The organism is Loigolactobacillus bifermentans DSM 20003 (assembly GCF_001434575.1).
Taxonomy (GTDB): domain Bacteria; phylum Bacillota; class Bacilli; order Lactobacillales; family Lactobacillaceae; genus Loigolactobacillus; species Loigolactobacillus bifermentans.
In genome coordinates this window covers 25,942-43,697 of record NZ_AZDA01000054.1, presented here as the reverse complement: position 1 = coordinate 43,697, position 17,756 = coordinate 25,942, and the positions used below count along the sequence as shown (strand labels likewise).

Below are 17,756 nucleotides of genomic sequence, written 5' to 3'. Positions count from 1 at the left end.
CCTGACTTTTTGCCATTGGCATAAAGCTGAACTTGCAAGTTGTTCGGGCGTAAGCCGTCTTGATCTTGATCATCGTTCCAATGTTTTGTGACGGTGATACTGGTTTTCATTGGGGTATAGTGGTTGATCAACTGATCATCCTTGATCTCAGTTGTATAATTTTTAACAGTGTCTTCCGTAATTGTATAGTTGATTTTCTGCCCGTTTTGATACTCGGGTAAATTAGAAAATTCGTAGTGCCAGTCATCTGAAGCCGTGACTTTTTTCTCAGCAACAGGCTGACCGTCGGCTAATAAATGAATCGTGATGGCTTTTGGTCGCACGCCGTCTTGATCTTGATGATCATCCCAAGTTTTGGTGCCTTTAACACTGGTAACGGTGGGCTTGTGAGTATTGGTAATAACGATATTACCAGCGTTTTGATCGTCGACCTGTGTGGTGTAACCAGGCGTCTTTTGGGTTTCTTTAACGGTATAGCTGATTTTTTGCCCATTTTGATTAACGGCTAAGTCGGTCCAAGTATGGGTCCAATCAGCGGTTGCTGTTAAGTCCACCGGCGCGCCTGACTTTTTGCCATTGGCATAAAGCTGAACTTGCAAGTTGTTCGGGCGTAAGCCATCTTGATCTTGCCCATCGTTCCAGTGCTTTGTAACCGTAACGCTGGTTGTTTTAGGCGTATAACGATTCTTGATCTGCGTACCGGTTATTTCAGTTGTGTAGTTGGGTACCGTATCTTCTGTAATCGTATAGTTGATTTTCTGCCCATTTTTATATTCAGGTAACTCAGTGAATGAATAGGACCAGTTAGTTGCTGCGGTTACTGTTTTTTCAGCAATTGGTTGGCCATCTGCTAACAAATGGATGTTGATAGCTTGTGGTCGAACCGCATCTTGGTCCTGATGATCATCCCAAGTTTTAGTGCCTTTAACGCTGGTAACGGCCGGTTGATGGGTATTGGTCAGATCAAAACCCGTTACTTTAGTCGTATAGTCAGCCACTTTTGCTTCTTGGATGGTGTAGGTGATTTTGTTGCCTGCTTCATCATAGACCGGCTGTTTGTCAAATTGATAATGCCAATCATTTGTAGCGGTTATCGTTTGTGTTTCAACTTTCTTATCATTGGCAAATAGGTAAACAGTGACCTGTTTAGGGCGTAAGCCGTCTTGATCATCGTGATCATCCCAAGATTTTTTCCCGGTAATCGTTGTGATAGCCTCATTGTCGAGTTTGATAGATGTGTTCAATGAAGCGTCATCTGTATCACTTACTGTCACTGTTTTACCTTTCGCAAGATCTGGTGAAATCTGATAACCTGCCGGTGCTTCGGTTTCAATAATTTTATACTGCCCAAGCGTGAGGTTCTTAAATTTTAATTGCCCCTGCTCATCAGTCGGTTGATCTTGTAATACCGCATTGCCTAAATCGCCATTCGCCTGCACGCGATAAAGTGAGAATTTTGCATTTTGCAAGGTGTTGTGAGTTACAGCATCCTGTTTCGTGAGGGTAATACTGCCCATGACTCCTTCGGCACTCCCCCCTGCGTTAGGGGCAATCAACGTTACGGTTTTATTCGTTTGTGAGCCACTAATTTTATTTCCTGAAATCGTGGCGGTATTACTAGGCCGAATCGTTTGACCTGGTAACGTGCCTGCGGGAATCAGAATGGTGGCATCATACGTAATATTGATTTCTTGGTCAATAATATCATTAAAGGTTAGCTTAAAACCTTGTTCACCAGCAGATAGCTTATATTGTGATTCAGGTAGGGGATTCCCTTTTTGATCCGTAATTTTAAAGGAACTTGGATCGACCCGTAACATACTTGTATCGTCTGGTTTATCTGTAATCACAACATCCTTCAGTTTCAGTTTATGTGCACCAGAGTTGGTGGCCGTATCGGGATTCACCTTTACAGTGTAGGTGACTTTTTTATCATTTTGTTGGGCACTTTTTTGTAAAAGATCACTGGTTGGATTGTAACTGACCCGCGCTGTTAAATCAGCTGTTTGATTGTCATCATCCGAATATTTAGCGGTGTTTGTAACATCGAGATTTGGCAACGTGCTATCTTGATTTGAATCAATATCAGTTGTCAAAACAATTTGATAATCGGCCTGACTGCCTTTTTCAAAACCGGTAAACGTAAGCTGCCGTGTTTTTGCATTGTAGGTTGCTGTCAGATGATCAACCGATTTGCCGTTTTGCGTTACCTGGTAGTCAGCTTTAGGAACCGTTTGATCACCTTGAGCATTGGCATCAATGCCTGCTAACGAGATACCCTGAGGTAACGTATCGACTAATTTACCATCGGCCCCAAACGTCGACTTTTGATCTTCATTTAACTTGATCGTCCAATCAACTGTTCGTTGTAATGGGTTGACTGCGCCACTTTTAGAACCTTTCATGGTTGCCCGGGCGCCAGGTGTAATCTTAGTTGTCGTCTGCTTAGAATAATCAAAACCATTGGTCTCATACGTATAGGTTGCAGTGTTGGCTTGCTGCTCACCACGCTTAGCTGCGTCGTAATTTGCGGTGTATTTAATGATAAAAGCATCCGTCGTACCGTCTTTCGCGGCCTTATCAAGGTTAAGCGTAAATTTCGTAAAAGGCGCTTCTCCATCAGTTGTGATGGTATAGTCATCTGGATCCACCACTGTTTCTTTACCCGAAGCAGCCCCTTTACTCAGTCGGTAAACCTTAATCCCTTTGATTTGCGTTTGATCCATGGACAACCCGGCATTTGCGCCAGTATCCATTTGGTCGACAACGGTTGCTTTGTTGATTGTGGTATTATTTTTATTCACCGTAATTTGGTAATCGGCTGTATGATTGGCGGTATCAATTTTGGTGTTTTTCTTAGTAATGCTACTGGTGTGATCGATTTTACCAGTTGTGCTATGCTGACCATTCCAACTGATCGTATTATTATAAACGGCATTCGGCTGTTGACCAGTTGCTTTGGTATAATAAGTCAGCTTAAATTCTGCTTGATCAGCGGCTTCATCTAAAGTAAAGGTATAGTTGCTTTTACTACCTGAGGCAACTATTTTAGGACCAGTACTTTTAACGGCATCACTAATATCTGCTAAAGCCTGACCAGATGCATCTGTTAGCACTTGATTATTATCCATTTTATCCGTAAAGGCCGTTCCCTTGGGAAGCGTCATGCCTGAATGGTTAACAGTGATCGTCCACTTAATGACACCATTTGCTTGCATTGTTCCTTCTTTTTTGAAGTTAACATCATAGCCAAAATGAGTCGAAGCACTGGCATTGACATCCGCTTCCCCTGGTTGGGTCAATTGTGCGGTATTTTTTATGGCAATCGAAGTAGCATTAGTGGCTGCATCAACTTTGGTGAAATCAACTTGGGTATCAAATTGTAATTCGTAATACTTTTGATGATCTGCGCTATCTTTTAATTTAAAGCTGACTTTTCCGGATTGCTGATCAACCGTAAAAACATCCTTAAAAGCCACTGTCTTTTCATTGTGTAAAGAACCGTCCGCATAGACATCGGAGGCTTTCAGTACTTCGTTGCCGGTGTAAGTGACACCAGCTGGTAGCGTATCCGTGATCGTTGTGCCATCTTTTAAAGCCGAAGTGGTTTTATTAATGCCTAATGACCAAGTAATAGATGCTTTATTATTTTTAATCTCAGTATCTGGTGTCTGATCCACCACTTTTTTACTGAGGCTTACCTGGTCCGACGCGACGATGTCCGGGACTGTGACATGATTAGAGTCGACAAAAGGAATATCCAGTCCTGGGTTGGTTCCATCATCACTCATCGTCACTTGACCAGAAACAAATAAGGTCCCTTTGATTTTAGAGTGCTTCTGAACATTATCAGTAAACGTGATTTTAGCACTGCCATCCGAATTAATTTCAAAGTGGCCGAAAACTGTGCCTTGTGAATCGGATAAATCACCTGTTAGCTGTTGATCAATTTTCATCCCCTTGGGCAGTGTAAATGAGAATGTATCGCCAGCATTGATCTGATCCCGAATACTTTCTGGAATCGCCCATTCATATTGTAGCAAAATGTCATCACCAACATGGACTTCTTTAATGGCGTTGCCTGCCTTGTCTGTGATTTTGGCACTTGTGAAAATGGTTTGATTGCCTTCAGCATCGTTTGGCAAGAGATCGTTGATCGATTTCGCTTTAGTAGGCGCACGTGGTTGAGCGGTGGTGCTACTTTCTGACGCTGCTTTATCTTTAGTCGCTGTTGTAGCTTGCTTGTCTTGTGTACCTGATGCTTGTTGCGCTGACGAACTGTCAGTCTGTTGATCCGTTTTAGATTGTGAACTGGTGGGGCTTGTGCTTTGTGCAGTTGTTGTTTGCGGACTGCTATTTGACGTAAACGCCGCCGCGGGTGTTATCATAATTGAACTTAGGATAGCTAATAGTGCAAAATAAGTACTAATTTTTTTCAAAGTGTTCCCCCTCCTGTGAAATCCAGCTTTCAACATCTAATAAACATTTACTAAACGTAAGTTTAGCATATTTCACAGGCTTATTAAACCTCATTGCACAACAGATAATCGCTTTAACTGGTGTTTATAGTAAATGTGTTATTCAATTTTTGATTAGTAAACAAAAATGGAAGCGGTTGTGCTTCGTTGCTTTTCTGGGTAACAGAAAAGCGGCTAGTTTTAAAAAGGGGGGTTAGTAGTCGATAGGAATAGAGGGCTATTTTGAATGGCGTGACCCAATCAAAAAAGCAATCGATCCGGCTCAATTAATGAGCAGAATTGATTGCTTTTTGATGATAACAGTGATGTATTTTTAAAAGTTAACCAAACGGCTGATCCGGTGTTAAATTAACATAATCACTGTCAAGATAGTGCCGAATCTGATCGCTGAGCTGTTTAATATTTTCTAATGGGAATTGATTGTCGTGCCAAATAAATTGTTGACGATCAACGGCAATGTTTGCTAAAGGCTGTGATGTGATAATGATCTTTGCTTGCTGAATGCTATTGACATAGTGTAAAGCAACTGGCAAATGATCTAATTCATAGCGCAATGCCGCTGAGGTGACAGGGTCTAGTTCGACAACGATAAAGACTGCCATTGCGCTGGTTTGCGCTGCCGGAATTTGGAGCGGTACCAGTAACTGAGCCAACATTTCCTGGAGGAGTCGGCGGGTATTACTTGGCAAACGCTGTTCAAATGGAAAATGTAAAATAGCCGGTGGCAGCCGTAACTGTAGGCGATCCAGAAAAACAGGATGCAAATGACTAGTTTTGGCAAAATTTAATCCGGTGGTGATATAGTTACTTAACGCATCAAGGTCTGAATGTACAGGCTCATATTGCGTTAGCAAATTGATCAGACGTTCTTTAAAAGTTGTCGCTGCAATATCCCAATCGCTTGGCTGACTGAGATAAGGCGAACGTTGCACGAAATAATTGATCCAGTTCAATTCAGTTTCAGCAAGCTCAGGTGTTATCTCGAAATGATGCGTCAAAATTGTAGCGTAATTTGTCGTATTAGCATTATGCATTTCTTGCAAATTTGTGGTTGTCACAAAGTGCTGATTTTTCATGCGTAAAAGCGAAAGTTGCCAATAGGCGCGGCAATAAGTGTTTTGGAAGCCAGGTCCTTGATTATCTTCCCACAAAGAGCGCTGTTCCAATTCACTTAAAATTGCATCTGTTTCAGGTGCTAATGCGGTCAAATCTTCCTTTTGCCACCAGAAAAGTTGCCAGAAGAATAAGCGGATCTGACGTTCATCGCCACTTAACATTAATTCATTTAAATGAAAATTAATCCCAATTGAGCGTAAATATTGCCGTAAAGCAGTGGTTTTACGTTGAATGGTGGAAAGGCTAATTTCTTTTTGCTTCAAAATCTCTGCAGCAGATAAGTTGGTTGAAAAAATAAGTTTCAGTACCTGATATGGCAAACTTGCATCAATCAAACGCCGCCGATATTGATCGACAGAGGCTGAACGAATCACTTGTCCACGTGCTTCCTTACTGAGTTCTTCCAAGGCTTGGCCACTGAGATCAAGGATTAATTTACTAAATCGATTGTAGGCCCCCATGTAACCAACATCTAAAATTTCAGAAATGCGAACGATACTAAGCTTCGGATTTCGTTGTAATAGCTTGAGAACGCGAATTTTTTCGAGAGATTTTCGGTCAAGAAGTAATTCATCGATATTCAAGTTGTTTCCTCCCAATCTTGTTAAATTTAAGTTTTAAGCGAATTTTTACCTAGGATTGACGTGTTATCCTGTTTTTTCATTTTCACAAAAATAAAATTTACAAATTCAATTTTTGAAAATGGCAAAGCTAACTAAAAGTAAAGATTTTATACTTTGCTTTATAATTAGTCCATTTTCATTATAGAATGCTTAGTCCTAATATTCAATTTTATAATTGTTCTATTCTGATAATTATCAGTTCAATAAATTGATTATACATGGCAATAAAGCAATAATAGTTATCTTTTTTTACAAAATACGCCTGATCGTACAAAATGAGACAAAAATAGTCGAAAAATTTAAAATATTGTTAACAATTTGAAGTGTAACTGATAATGAGCAGCACCAAAATTGACGGTTTAAGATTCAGGTAGATGAAAATTAGTGCTTAATTAAATTATGCCTGAAATTTATTTAAAATGCGACTAATACGCATCTTAAAATAACCAATTAAAACCAGGTTTTACAGTTGCATTTTCATTTATTTTAGAATCAGCGACTTAAATGATTATTAAAAAAAGACTTGACAGCGGTTTCGGCTGTGTTTATAGTTAAGCCAAGTTGAATCAATCATTTCTTCGGGGCAAGGTGAAATTCCTGACCGACGGTAACAGTCATCATGACTGAAGTCCGTGACCCGCAATTTTTGCGGCTGATGCAGTGCGAATCTGCAACCGACAGTTAAAGTCTGGATGGGAGAAGAGTTGATACAGCGCCAGTTTTTTTGGCGTCGTGTCAGGAGACCTACAAGTCTACTTCAAACTAAAACAATTCGCGTCCTGTTGAAAAAACAGGGCGTTTTTTTTATTGAATTCGAGGTGAAGTGTGATTCCTTCAACAGAAACAGATTGGATGGCTTTAGCGTTACAAGAAGCGCAAAAAGGTCGTTATTTAACGTATACCAATCCAATGGTTGGTGCAGTACTGGTGAAACATGGCCGGTTGCTAGCCGTTGGGCATCATGTTGGCTTTGGTCATGAACATGCCGAAGTCAATGCTTATCATCATGTTCAAAACCCCGAAGATATTCAAGATTCAACCCTATATGTTACATTAGAGCCTTGTGCACATCAAGGCAAAACACCGCCTTGCTGCCGCCAAATTGCGGCTTGGGGTGTTAAAACCGTTTATGTGGCCCAAGTGGATCCACATGAAGTGGTGGCTGGCAAAGGGATTGTTTATTTACGTGCCCATGGCGTAACGGTTCATATTGGCCAACATGAATCGGAAGCAGAAGCCCTGAACCGGCATTATAATTTTTTCTATCGTCAGCATGAATTGCCGTACGTGACGCTCAAAGCGGCCATGTCGCTAGATGGCAAATTGGGACAGGTCGGCCAGCGTACCGCATTAACCGATACAACGGCAAGCACTGATGTGCAACATTTGCGGGCTGATTACCAAGCTATTTTAGTGGGCAGTGAAACTGCATTGGTTGACGATCCGCAATTGACAGTACGTTGGCGTCAACTAGACTATCCCCCAGTTCGAGTGATTTTGGATCGGCGTGGTCGTGTGCGGCCAACTTTGCAACTGGCTACGGATCAGGCAGCTCCTACTTGGTTGTTTACCAGTGATTCACAACAGATACAGCGTTTTGCTGAAACAGCGGTTAAAGTATTTTACCGCGATCATTGGACGCTAACAGCCGTTTTGCAAATGTTAGGTGAACAAGGGGTGCAATCCGTCTTAGTAGAAGGCGGTGCCCGGGTTCATGGCGCCTTTTTGGCCACGGACCATTGGCAAGAAATCGTCACGTATCAGGCTTTGAAAACACTAGGTGGTCAAGCACAAGCAAGTTTTGTCGGGGCACCTGCGCCAACTGTTTCGTTGGCGCTTGTTCAAAGTCAGGTGGTTGGCAATGCAGTCAAAATCGTAGCGCGGCGAAAGGAGGACGCTGATGTTTAGTGGCATTATTGGCGGAATTGGTAAAATTCGACAAGTGCAAACGCAAGGTCAAGCGATTCGCTTGAGTTTGCAGGCACCAGCAGCCTTGATCACTGACATGAAAATCGGTGACAGTTTAGCTGTTAATGGCGTGTGTTTAACCGCCATTGCGCTGAATGGTCGTGAATTTGCGGCAGATGTGATGCCTGAAAGTTTTCGCCGAACGAATTTAGCCCAATTACGGCCGAACGATCCTGTGAATTTGGAACGGGCATTACCTGCCAACGGGCGTTTTGAAGGCCATGTGGTACAAGGCCACGTGGACGGTGTAGGGCGATTGCGCCGCCGCTGGCAGGAGCAAACGGCTTTGTGGCTGAGCATCGGTTATGACAGTCAGCTGGCGCCACAAATTGTCAGTAAAGGGGCAATTGCTTTGGATGGTGTGAGTTTAACGGTTGTCCGGGCAACAGGGTCTGAACTGACAGTGAGTATGATTCCGCACTCGCAGGAAGAAACCATTTTGCAAACAAAAAAAGTCGGCCAATTAATTAATATTGAAACCGACATTTTAGGTAAATATATGGCCCAATTGGTGCAGCAGCACTATTGGGAACAACAAGCATAACAATTAGAATAATCCAAATATAGAGGAGCCATACGTCCTGCGGGGTGAACTGCCCCCACAAGACTGGACATCCTCCGGAAATAAGATTTTTGCGATAGCAAAATAGACATTAGAGTATTTAGGAGGTTTCATCATGGACGAACAAGTAGTAGATCAGGCAATTGAAGGCGCTATCAAACAATTAAAGTCAGGTGGGTTAATTTTAGTTTCTGATGATCGGAATCGTGAAGCAGAAGGGGACTTTTTAGGAATTGCGGAATATGCAACGCCTGAAAGTGTCAATACGATGGTGACTTATGGGCGTGGGCTGGTTTGTGCGCCGATGACCGCAGAACGCGCCAAGGCATTGAATATGCATTTAATGACCGATCACAATACTGAAACTTATGCCACTGCTTTTACCGTTAGTACGGATCACGTGACTACCACAACTGGGATCTCAGCTTATGACCGTGCCACAACGATCAAGGCGTTAAGTGACACCAATGCAAAACCAGATGATTTTGAACATCCAGGCCATATGTTCCCGTTGATTGCCGTTGATGGCGGGGTTTTGGTTCGTGATGGGCACACGGAAGCAGCCGTTGATTTAGCCACTATGGCAGGGGCAGCACCAGTAGCTTACATTTGTGAGACGTTAAAACCAGATGGCCATATGAATCGTTTTGCAGAATTAGAAGAATTGGCGGCTAAACTGGAGATTCCGTTGATCACAGTTGAAGAATTGATCAATTACCGCTATCGTCACAATATTGATGCGGTTCGTGCGGAAAATACAGTGAAATTGCCAACTGAATATGGCGAATTTGAATTAACTGATTATACCAGCACAGCCGATAACCGCCTGCAATTGGCATTAGCCCATGGGGATGTTGCCAATGCTGACGTCCCTTTGGTTCGGCTACATTCTGAATGCTTAACGGGGGATGTGTTTGGGTCGCATCGCTGTGACTGTGGAGAACAATTGCATCAAGCGCTTAGTGAAGTCGCCCAAGCGCCAGCTGGTTTATTGGTTTACTTGCGGCAAGAAGGCCGTGGCATTGGCTTAAAGGCTAAAATTGCCGCTTATCATTTACAAGAAGGCGGCTTGGACACCGTTGAAGCCAACGAAAAATTAGGGTTTGCGCCTGATCAACGGGATTATGGGATTGCGGCTGCCATTTTACATGCACAAGGCATTCACCAAATTCGTTTATTGACCAACAATCCAGATAAAGTCGCACGGTTAGAATATTTCGGCATCAAGGTAGTTGAACGGGTGCCGTTAGAGGTTGCACCACGCCAAGAGAACCGTGACTACTTAGCGACGAAACAAGAAAAATTCCATCACGAATTACACGTAATCTAAGCACAAGACGAGGAGAAAATAAATTATGACAACATTTTCAGGACATTATTCAGCAACTCAAGATAAAATTGCAATTATTGCAGGCCGGTTTAACAATGTTGTAACCGACAAATTAGTGGCCGGTGCCGAAGACGCATTAAGCCGGCATGGAGTTGACGCTGATAAAATCGATGTGATCTGGGTACCCGGTGCTTTTGAGATCCCAGCCATTGTCAAATTAGTGGCCAGCAAAGGTTATGCCGGTATCATTACACTAGGTGCCGTGATCCGTGGCGAAACCAGTCATTTTGACTACGTTTGTAATGAAGTGGCGAAAGGCATCGGTGCGCTGACCATGCAACTGGATCAGCCATTGGTTTTCGGGGTGTTAACGTGTGACAACCTGGAACAAGCGATGCAACGTGCTGGTGGTAAAGGTGGTAATAAAGGATTTGATGTGGCCAATGACGTCCTTGAATTAATTGACTTGCGGCAACAGTTGGCCTAAGAATCGACCGCGTCCAAAAAAAGTTTTGACTAGCGTTTAAGGCATGGAAACGGATTTTCACGTTTCTTCGTCAAGGAGGGGCTTTTGTTTTATTGAAATCGTGGTACAATATTTTGTGTTGATTTTTTATTAGACACAATATATTGTACTGGCATTTTTGCCTGGCGATACGCGTGCCAATTAACGTCATGGACGTGGAGGAGCGATTCTTTTGAGCAATTATTTTAAGTTTTTAGGTCACCAGTTAAAGGGCTGGCCACAACAAAACTATTATTTATTCTTCTTTAGCTTAGGCTGTCAAATTATGACTTTGGTCAATACCAAGGTAACGGCTTTAACGTTGATCACTTTTGTGGGGACAACGTTAGGCGTGTTGTGTATTTTAGCCATCAACGCGGCCAAGTCAGTGAACGGCTGGTTAGGGATCTTATCAGCGATTTGTTTCATTATTACAGGTTATGCAGCTGGTAACTACTTAAGCATCGGGGAACAATTGGCTTACGTGATCACATTGGATATTCCAGTCTTGTTAAGCACGAATTGGAATGTGAACATGGTGTCCAAGATCCGGAAGTTTACCGGCTCTACTTGGATCATTGCCATTATCTCAACTTTAGTGGTTTATGTGATTTCCGGTTTTGTCATTGGGACCTTTACCAACGACCCCCGGCCTTGGATCGATGCTATTAGTTTTGCCATTAGCTTAACGGCTGGTGTCATTTGTTTCTTACGTTACAACAACCAATATATTTGGTGGGTTGCTTCTGGTTTGGCACAAATGGTATTATGGTTCGTTTCATTCCGCCAAGGTTCTGCAACATTGGCAATGTTCGTTAACAGTTCTGTTTACTTGATCAATGATGTTTTGGCGTTTACCATTTCACCTTGGTACAATAAGAAGGAACGGGCACGCTTGACGAAGCAAGAAACAGCGTATGCCAACCAAACAGTGGTACATTAATAAGCAATTGTGATTTTGGAATACCAGCAGCTCCTACTTTTGGAGCGGCTGGTATTTTTATGTGCTGAAAAAGTGTTTGCCGTAGTTGAAATCATCAGGGTGTGGTATTTTGAAATAGAGGTGATCAGCTTGTTTGAGCAAGGTTATATCAGGGTGCATGATGCCCATCAAAATAATTTAAAGCACGTGGATTTGAAAATTCCGAAAGGTAAGATCACAGTCTTCACCGGACTGTCCGGATCAGGAAAGTCGTCACTGGTGTTTGATACCATTGCAGCCACATCGCGGCGAGAATTAAATGAGACGTTCCCGAGTTTTACCCAGCAGTATTTGCCAAAATATGGCCAGCCACAAGTAGGTCAGATTGATCATTTACCAGTGGCAATCGTCATTGAACAAAAGCGGATCGGTAAAAATGTACGTTCGACGTTGGCCACTTATACAGGTATCTATTCCTTGTTGCGGTTGCTATTTTCCCGGGCAGGGCGGCCTTTTGTCGGCTATTCAGATACCTTTTCATTTAATTTGCCACAAGGGATGTGCCCCACCTGTCAAGGATTAGGCTATGTGGACGATATTAATGTGGACCAGCTGATCGACCCAGAACGTTCCCTAAATGAGGGGGCCATTACGTTTGTTAGTTTTGGACCGGACACTTGGCGTTGGAAACGGTATGCCAATAGTGGCCTATTTGACAATGATAAACCGTTAAAAAATTATACGACAGCTGAATTAGACTTGTTGCTATATGCGCCACAACAACGACTGAAGCAGGCACCAGCGGCTTGGCCGAAATCGGCTTTGTATGAAGGGGTGGTACCACGCATTAAACGCTCTATTATTGGTAAAAAAGAGGCAGCACACCACCGTGAGGCATTGGCTAAAGTGGTGACCCGCCAAGCTTGCCCAACCTGTCATGGCACGCGATTACGGGCCGAAGTGTTGACCTGTCAGATTGCTGGGCTGAATATTGCAGACGTTTTACAGTTAGATTTATTGAAAGTTCAGGCCTTTTTAAACCGAATCAAGACACCGTTAGTGCAGGACTTACTGCGCGAATTGGGACGTAAAGTACAATCATTGATCGATATTGGGTTAGGCTATTTAACCTTGAATCGTGAAACGGGTTCTTTATCGGGTGGCGAAACGCAGCGCATTAAAATTGCCAAGTTTTTAACCAGTGCGTTAGTCGACATGGTTTATATTTTAGACGAACCCAGTGTCGGTCTCCATCCTCATGATATTGAATTGATCAAGGCAGCGCTAACTCGTTTAAAAGCGAAGGGCAATACGATTCTGATTGTCGAACATCAGCCAGCATTAATTGCCTTGGCAGATTGGGTGGTTGAAATGGGGCCTGGTGCAGGTATTCATGGTGGAACGGTCACGTTTCAAGGCACCTACACTGAATTATTAGCCAGTTCAACGTTAACCGGTCGGTTGTTAAATCAGCCACTCGCTTTTCGAACACCACGGACTGCAACTGGGGCAATCAACTTACAGGATGTGACCTTACACAATTTACAACATGTGAATGTCACTATTCCGTTAGGGATTGAAACGGTTATTTCAGGGGTAGCAGGTTCAGGGAAAAGTACACTGGTTCAAGCGCTGCGCCAACAGTTGACCACAGACTACGTTGATTTAGCCCAAAATGACATTGGGACCAATTCACGTTCAACGCCAGTGACTTATTTACAGTTGCTCGATCCAATTCGTAAACTGTTTGCGCAAGCCAATCATGTCGGCACCAGTTTATTCAGTTACAATGGGAAAGGCGCATGTCCAGTGTGTAAAGGCAAAGGGGTGATGGTGACCAATATGGCCTTTATGGACCCTGTTGTGCAAGCATGTGAGTTGTGTCATGGTAAACGCTACAATCAAACAGCGTTAGGCTACCTGTTCCAAGGCAAGACCATTAGTGATGTGCTGGATATGCCGATTGAGACAGCTAGCAACTTTTTTCAAGGCATCCCAACGGTTGTTGAACCGTTACGGCAGATGCAACGGGTTGGTCTCGGTTATTTAACGTTAGGCCAGCCGCTGACAACTTTATCGGGGGGCGAACGGCAACGGTTGAAATTAGCCATCCAGTTACAACGAAAAGGTACGCTGTATTTGTTAGATGAACCAACGGCCGGCTTGCATTTAAAAGATGTCCAGCGACTATTAACGCTTTTTGATGAACTGGTAACAGCCGGTAATTCATTGGTCATCGTCGAACACAATTTACAAGTGATCAGTCAAGCCGATTGGTTGATTGATGTTGGGCCTGACGCAGGCCTTTATGGTGGGAAAATCCAATATGCAGGGATTCCAGCACAAGCAATGCAGTCTGAACAATCCCGTACAGGGCAAGCGTTAAGCGCCTATCAAGCGCGCTAGCTTATGCGCTTGATGCAATCTGCAATGAGATTTGCTATGATGGAAGAAAAAGAGCGAGGTTAGACAATGGGGTATTTATTAGGCAGTTTATGGGGTTTTGCAGTTGTAACCGGGCTGATCTTTGGCTGGCGTTATCAGCAAGAAAAGCGCCGGTTAAGCAACGGGATTTGGTTTAATTTATTTTTTTGGTCAACGTTGGCCGCAATTGGTGGCAGTATTTTAATGAGTCACAATCGCAAATTGATTTTGATCGTTGGCGTGTTATTTGTACTAGTGGCCGGTGTGATCGTGATCTTTTACTTGCTTCAGGCTGTATTATTACTTTGGAATGCGGTGATCGTGTGGCATCGTGAAAGTCATTCACTGGCAAATCTGCTCACTTTATTTTTAGGGTTAGCTTTCATGATCGCACCGATCTTTTCGCGCTGGTTAGCGACGATTTTACCACAGGCACTGAATTTTTGGATCGATACTTTGGGAACCATGTTGTTGTTATACGTGGTGATTTGGTTTTACAACTACCTCACGATGTTAGCCCTTTATCAATTTAACCGGCCAAAATTGAACCAAGATTATATTATTGTTTTAGGCAGTGGCTTGTTAAATGGCGATGAGGTTCCACCGTTATTGCAACAGCGGATTCAACGTGGGTTGACTTTTCAGCGTAAACAGCAAGCCAAAACAGGTAAATTGGCAACCCTGATTTTCTCAGGCGGGCAAGGGCCAGATGAGGCATTACCAGAAGGGGAAGCGATGCGGCGGTTTGCGTTAACCCAAGGTTTAGCACCGGCACAAGCGATTGCTGAGCCTAAATCACGCACAACTTTGGAGAATATGCGGTTTTCGAAGCAAATCATTGATCAGCGTGGTCCGCAGTTAGCGCATACGATTTTTGTCACGAACAATTACCATACATTTCGTGCAGGGCTTTACGCCCGTCAGGTGGGGTTAAAAGCAGATGGGTTAGGCGCCCACACGGCTCATTTTTTCTTGCCAAATGCTGTATTACGGGAATATATCGCGATTTTTGTACAATATAAAAAATGGCATTTGATAATTGGCGGGTTGTTTGTCCTATTAGCCTGTCTGCAAACTTGGCTACAGTTTAACGTTGTCTTACATCCTTAAAATTTCCTTTACCAATCTTTCAAATTAAGGCATGAAATTCATCATATTTTCTTCACAACTCTTCAGTATTCTAATAACATAGCAACAAGCGATAGAATCGTTTCGCTACTATAACTAAATTTAAATTTTCATTTTACTCCTCCAAAGTAATGAAAACTGGCGTTGATCCCCCAATCAACGTCAACCCTTACTCCTTTTTTGCCGCCATATCCCCCAATATGGCGGCTTTTTTTGAGTCATAAAATCGTCATTAACCAGCGGCATGATTTGGGAAGGCGAGCAACGTGGTATAATTTTTGAAACGGTTACGAAAGGATTGGCGTAAATGGCGGCTAAAATTGAGAATTTCTTTGCTTGGATCTTAAAGGGAGCCATGCTGTTGTTAGGAATTGTGATGTTAGGCTTTTTGTTACGTGAAGTCTGGTATTTAGGGCAATTACTTTTAGAAGTGGAAACGGCCCAACGCTTTGCGAAAATTACCGATACCACCATTGCATTCTTTTTATATTTTGAGTTTATCTTTTTAGTAAAAGAATTTTTCAGCGATGACGAGCATATTGCCTTGGAGGACTTTTTGTATATTGGTATCACCGCCTTGGTGCGGGTGGTCTTAGTCCATCATGATGATGGTTTGGAAACATTTTGGCTGACAATGGCGATTTTTGTACTAGTTGTGGCACTAGTGGTGCTGCGACAGCAGCGACGGCGGCAATAAAATAAACCCACTACCAGTATGCTTGCATACTGGTAGTGGGTTTTGTTAAGCTAACGCAAATACGGCGTGAAAGCGGGCCGAAATTTGTTCGTGGAACGTGGTTAAAGGCGCTGAACGTAAATGACACCGATATTTAGGCAGCACCAAAAGGGTCATTTGCGTGTTTAAGTACTGATCAAAATAGTATTCAGCTTGGGTTTCAGTTATCTTTTGAGCTAATGTTTGTTCTAAAATTTGACTGGCCATGGTTTGATGTTGAAAGATCAAATAATCAGAGGCAATTGCTGCGCTCATCACATGATTGGTTTGTGCTAACTCGTAAAACTGACGTGCGCGCTGAAAATAGTCAGTTGAAGTCTGAGTAAATTGGGCATAACAAACCGGATCATAAGCTTTTAACTCTTTTCGAAAAAGTGCGGTGGTAATGCCGCTTAATAGCAAAACGTTTAACGTCACACTTACGAAATTGCGCGCTAAAGTAGCCGGTTCTTCGCTTAACGTGATTTCATGGTCATGAATAAATTCATAGTGACGGGCCAACACACAATGAATGATATCATCCTTGTTTTTAAAATACAGGTACAGTGTGGCCCGACTCATGTGGATGGCCTGTGCCAGTGAGGACATTGATTGATTTTTAAATCCGGTGAGTAAGATCACCCGGTTTAGTTTATCGATAAGATCTGTTTTACATGCCATACAGGTACCTACTTTCTAGAAGTGCTATGTCTATTTTAGCATAGACTGAGCGGTCTATAATTGTAAACCTTTTATAAATACGACAGATAAAGCCGTAAACTCAACTCAGAGTTTACGGCTTTATCTTTGTTTAAAAACGATCCTTTATTTGCCAGGAACGTAGTCTTCATCAATGATCAAGACAGGTTTGATCGTCTTACCACTGCCAGAATCGGCGTTGGCTTCATTGATTTGATCAAATTTATAGAATTTTTCAGTCTTATCAAACCGGAAACTGCCTAGTTGATAATACTTGATCAAGCGAGGCACATCGATTTGTGGAATGGCATCACCCATGTTAACCCCGACGATCTTCTTATCATCGACACACAGGTCATTCCAAGTGCTGACTTCGATCAAGTTTGGCGTAACGGCGATGGTGGCAGTTGTCCCGCCCTGCGCTAAGGCGGCCAGTGAATCCAGCATGACTTTAGTGACACCAGTGGTATCAACGGCCCAGTCAACACCGTGGCCATTGGTTAAGGCTTTGATAGCCGCAACTGGATCTTCATTCTTACTGTTAATGGTATCAGTGGCACCTAATTCTTTAGCCAAGTCCAAACGAGAATCGACGATGTCAACGGCAATCACTGACGTACAGCCAGAGATCCGGCCAGCCATCATGGCTGCTAAGCCAACGGCACCAGTCCCAAAGACAGCAATCGTATCACCAGGTTTAGGTTGTAACGTATTGAAAACAGTTCCGCTACCAGTGACATAGCCACAGCCTAAAGGTCCTAAGCGCCGTAAGTCTAATTCTTTAGGCACTTTCACACAGTTACGTGCTTTGACGACTGTTGCAGTGGTGAAGGAAGATTGGTTAAACATGTCGCTGACGTGATGACCATCTTCAGTGAAATGATCACTCCCATCGCAACGGGTACCGCTTAAATTGTACTTGGCATAATCGCGACATTGTGTTGGTTTGCCTTTTAAACAGTTATCACAAGTGCCGTCAGCGTAGAACGACAACACAACGTGGTCCCCAGGTTCAAAGCCTTTGACTTCTGGTCCAACTTTTTCAATGATCCCAGAGCCTTCATGACCTAAAATAACGGGGAATGTGAAGGCGGCATCACCACGACGAAGGGCTTCATCAGAATGGCAGATCCCACTGGCAACCATATGCACTAAAATATCATCTGGTTGCATCGGTGCAAGTTCAATATCGTCTTTAATCACAAATGGATCATTTACTTTATCAACAACTGCTGCTTTAATTTTCATAAAAATTAACCTTCTTCACAAATGAATTTTTAGTAACC

General features: G+C 43.0%; 12 protein-coding genes and 1 riboswitch. Of the genes, 8 read left to right on the top strand and 4 right to left on the bottom strand.

The features are described 5' to 3' along the window. On the bottom strand, positions 1 to 4,439 hold a 4,439-nt coding region (locus tag FC07_RS07740), incomplete at its 3' end, for a Cna B-type domain-containing protein (RefSeq protein WP_057904555.1). Between the two features lie 359 nt (positions 4,440 to 4,798). Beyond that, a complete protein-coding gene (locus FC07_RS07735) occupies positions 4,799 to 6,178 on the bottom strand; it encodes a helix-turn-helix domain-containing protein (protein ID WP_057904554.1) in 1,380 nt (459 codons plus the stop codon). A 609-nt stretch (positions 6,179 to 6,787) separates the two neighbouring features. Then, a riboswitch (FMN riboswitch) is annotated at positions 6,788 to 6,925 on the top strand. A 117-nt stretch (positions 6,926 to 7,042) separates the two neighbouring features. Here FC07_RS07735 and ribD point away from each other — a divergent pair. The 8 genes from ribD (at position 7,043) to FC07_RS07695 (ending at position 15,753) form a co-directional block, all read left to right on the top strand. Further along, a complete protein-coding gene (gene ribD / locus FC07_RS07730) occupies positions 7,043 to 8,125 on the top strand; it encodes a bifunctional diaminohydroxyphosphoribosylaminopyrimidine deaminase/5-amino-6-(5-phosphoribosylamino)uracil reductase RibD (RefSeq protein WP_057904553.1) in 1,083 nt (360 codons plus the stop codon). Further along, the gene (ribE, locus tag FC07_RS07725) at positions 8,118 to 8,729 is read left to right on the top strand and encodes a riboflavin synthase (RefSeq protein WP_057904552.1); all 612 of its coding nucleotides are present in this window, start codon (positions 8,118 to 8,120) and stop codon (positions 8,727 to 8,729) included. Before ribD ends, ribE begins: the two co-directional genes overlap by 8 nt. Before the next feature lie 133 nt (positions 8,730 to 8,862). Beyond that, complete coding sequence (locus tag FC07_RS07720) at positions 8,863 to 10,077, top strand: bifunctional 3,4-dihydroxy-2-butanone-4-phosphate synthase/GTP cyclohydrolase II (RefSeq protein ID WP_057904551.1); 1,215 nt, start codon at positions 8,863 to 8,865, stop codon at positions 10,075 to 10,077. Between the two features lie 25 nt (positions 10,078 to 10,102). Beyond that, positions 10,103 to 10,564, top strand: coding sequence for a 6,7-dimethyl-8-ribityllumazine synthase (ribH, locus tag FC07_RS07715; RefSeq protein WP_057904550.1), 462 nt, complete (start codon positions 10,103 to 10,105; stop codon positions 10,562 to 10,564). Positions 10,565 to 10,769: 205 nt separating this feature from the next. After that, the gene (gene pnuC, locus FC07_RS07710; RefSeq protein ID WP_155797804.1) at positions 10,770 to 11,525 is read left to right on the top strand and encodes a nicotinamide riboside transporter PnuC; all 756 of its coding nucleotides are present in this window, start codon (positions 10,770 to 10,772) and stop codon (positions 11,523 to 11,525) included. Between the two features lie 129 nt (positions 11,526 to 11,654). Beyond that, positions 11,655 to 13,910 (top strand): ATP-binding cassette domain-containing protein, encoded by a 2,256-nt coding sequence (locus FC07_RS07705; RefSeq protein WP_057904548.1) that lies wholly within the window; start codon positions 11,655 to 11,657, stop codon positions 13,908 to 13,910. A 66-nt stretch (positions 13,911 to 13,976) separates the two neighbouring features. Then, positions 13,977 to 15,038: a YdcF family protein gene (locus FC07_RS07700; protein WP_057904547.1), complete on the top strand. Its 1,062-nt coding sequence runs from the start codon at positions 13,977 to 13,979 to the stop codon at positions 15,036 to 15,038. A gap of 325 nt (positions 15,039 to 15,363) precedes the next feature. Next, positions 15,364 to 15,753: a phosphate-starvation-inducible PsiE family protein gene (locus FC07_RS07695; RefSeq protein WP_057904546.1), complete on the top strand. Its 390-nt coding sequence runs from the start codon at positions 15,364 to 15,366 to the stop codon at positions 15,751 to 15,753. Positions 15,754 to 15,798: 45 nt separating this feature from the next. Here the strand turns inward: FC07_RS07695 and FC07_RS07690 are convergent, their stop codons facing one another. Beyond that, positions 15,799 to 16,452, bottom strand: a complete 654-nt coding sequence (locus FC07_RS07690) for a TetR/AcrR family transcriptional regulator (RefSeq protein ID WP_057904545.1) — start codon at positions 16,450 to 16,452, stop codon at positions 15,799 to 15,801. Between the two features lie 144 nt (positions 16,453 to 16,596). Continuing rightward, positions 16,597 to 17,718 (bottom strand): NAD(P)-dependent alcohol dehydrogenase, encoded by a 1,122-nt coding sequence (locus FC07_RS07685; RefSeq protein WP_057904544.1) that lies wholly within the window; start codon positions 17,716 to 17,718, stop codon positions 16,597 to 16,599. Between the last annotated feature and the right edge of the window lie 38 nt (positions 17,719 to 17,756).